The sequence below is a fragment of the Arthrobacter sp. Br18 genome, assembly GCF_000520555.1.
Classification (GTDB): domain Bacteria; phylum Actinomycetota; class Actinomycetes; order Actinomycetales; family Micrococcaceae; genus Arthrobacter_D.
In genome coordinates, this window is sequence record NZ_KI914868.1 from 1 (window position 1) to 2,110 (window position 2,110).

2 protein-coding genes and 1 pseudogene are annotated in these 2,110 nt (G+C 69.0%); all 3 read right to left on the minus strand.

Features of this window, described 5'->3' with window-relative positions:
• Nucleotides 1-569, minus strand: a pseudogene (locus Y704_RS0110585) (hypothetical protein); the annotation flags it as partial.
• Between the two features lie 63 nt (nt 570-632).
• The gene (locus Y704_RS20515) at nt 633-1,853 is read right to left on the minus strand and encodes an AI-2E family transporter (protein WP_051476934.1); all 1,221 of its coding nucleotides are present in this window, start codon (nt 1,851-1,853) and stop codon (nt 633-635) included.
• A 31-nt stretch (nt 1,854-1,884) separates the two neighbouring features.
• The coding region (locus Y704_RS24505; RefSeq protein WP_162149400.1) for a hypothetical protein at nt 1,885-2,110 on the minus strand (226 nt) is incomplete at its 5' end.

A 2,110-nucleotide genomic window follows, 5' to 3' on the forward strand; every position in this document is an offset into this window, starting at 1 on the left:
GTGCTCCGGCCGATGCTTCCGGTTCCGACGACCAGCACGCCGGCGCCGCCGATAGTGCGGACCGTCCGCCGGTTCCACACGCGCTGCAACTGCTGGTCGCGGGTGACTCCGAGCCCTTTTGCCGAGAACAGCACGGCGGCCAGCACGTACTCCGCCATGGTCCGGTCGAACACGCCGTGCGCGTTGGTGACGGTGATATCCGCCGCCACGAGGTCCGGGAAGAGAAGCTTGTCCACCCCCGCCGCTGCAACGTGGATCCAGGTCAGCGAGTCCGCTGCGTGCCACGCGCCCGGAAGCGCCCCGGAGAAGAAGTCCCACAGGTACAGCACGTCCGAGCCGGGGAGCGCGGCGGCAAGCCCGGCGGCGTCGCTGATCCGGATCTCCGCGATCTCCGCCACACGCTCCAGCCCCTCGACCGGCCGGTTTCCCTCCAGGACGGTGACCACCGGCTTCCGCACACCAGCCATGCCGCCCCCCTCCGTCCGCTCCGTCCAGGACCTGTTCATTCCACCCGCTCCGTCCACGACCTGCTCATCCAGGGCCACCCCGTCCATAACCACTCCGTCCATCACCGCTCCCTCGGGCACCACTCATTCGGCCCCGCCCGTCCACACCTGCTCCGTCCAGCCGGGTCACTCCGGCAACGGCTCGGGCGCGAGATTCTGCCGGGGCGGATCGGGACGCCGTTCAAGGGACATGTCCCTGAGGTAGCGCAGCACCACGATGCCCACCGCAGTGGCTGGCACGGCAAGGAAGGCCCCGACGATGCCGAAGAGGGTTCCACCGGCAGTCACCGACGCCAGGATCACCGCGGGATGGATCTCGAGGGTCCTCCCCACCAGCAGCGGCTGGATGAAGTTGCTCTCGAGCTGCTGGACGACCACGACGATCACCAGGACGGTCAGTGCCGTCACCCACCCCTGCGCCAGGAACGCGACGACGGTCGCCAGGAGCCCCGAGGCGATCGCGCCGACCACGGGAACGAACGCCGCGAAGAAGATCAGGACGGCCAGCGGGATGGCCAGGGGGATGTCGAGCACCACGAGGCCGATGCCGATGAAGATCGCATCGACGAGCGCGACGGCGGCCTGCGCCATGATGTAGGACGACAGCGCCTGCCAGGACCGCTCGGCCACACGGGCAGCGTGCCCGAAGGCGTCCGAGGTGGTCCAACGGCTCGTCCATGGCAGGAAGCGGTCGCCGTCCCGAAGGCAGAAAAAGGTGAAGACGAGGGTGAGGAGGAACACGATCGTCCCCGAGGTCAGCGTGCCGAGCCCCGAGGTGATTCCGCCGACGATGTCTCCCGTGTGGGCACGCGCCTGCTCAAGGGCGGCGTCGAAGACCATAGTGAGGTCCGTGTCGGCGAGGTTGAAGGGCGGACCGGTGATGAACACGGTGAGGTCCGAGAGGTTGTCCCGCGCCAGTCCCGTGAGCTCACTGACACCGGAGGCGATGGTGGGAAGGATCAGCGCCCCGATTCCGCCCACCAGTGCCAGGAAGGCCAGCAGCGTGACCAGTGCGGAGAGCACCCTCGGCAGAATCTTGCGGAACACCCGGTTCAAGGGCCAGAGCACGGAGGCGAGCAGGAGGGCGAAGAGCGCCGGGAGCACGATCGACCACAGCGCACGGACCACCAGCCACAGGATCACCAGACCGGCGAGAACGATGATCCCCCGGGCCGTCCATACCGCAGTGTTGGCCAGCCCGGAGGCGAAGGCATGCCAGCGGAACCGCCGTGCTGCCGTGGCGCCATGCGGTGCGGGAGCTTCCCCGGCGAGGTACGCAGTGCCGGGAGTTTCGCCGGCGGGGTACGCGGTGCCGCCCGCGTCGTCGTCCCTCTGATCGGTTGTCACCGGTTCATCCTAGAGGCAGGAGCGTGCCGGGTCAGGGTGCCGCGCTGCCGCTGCGCATGCCCGCAGCTCCGCCGGAATCGTGGATCTCGTGCACGAACCAATTGACCAGCAGACGGCCCGCTCCCGGTTGGGTTGCCCGCGCGTCGTGCTGCTGGGCGTGCCAGCGCTCGACGGCGGCGGGAGGCTTCACGCGCGCGAGGAAAATACTGAGGGGGCATTCCGACAGCGCCAGGGGATGGGGCGAGCCGAGGCGTGCG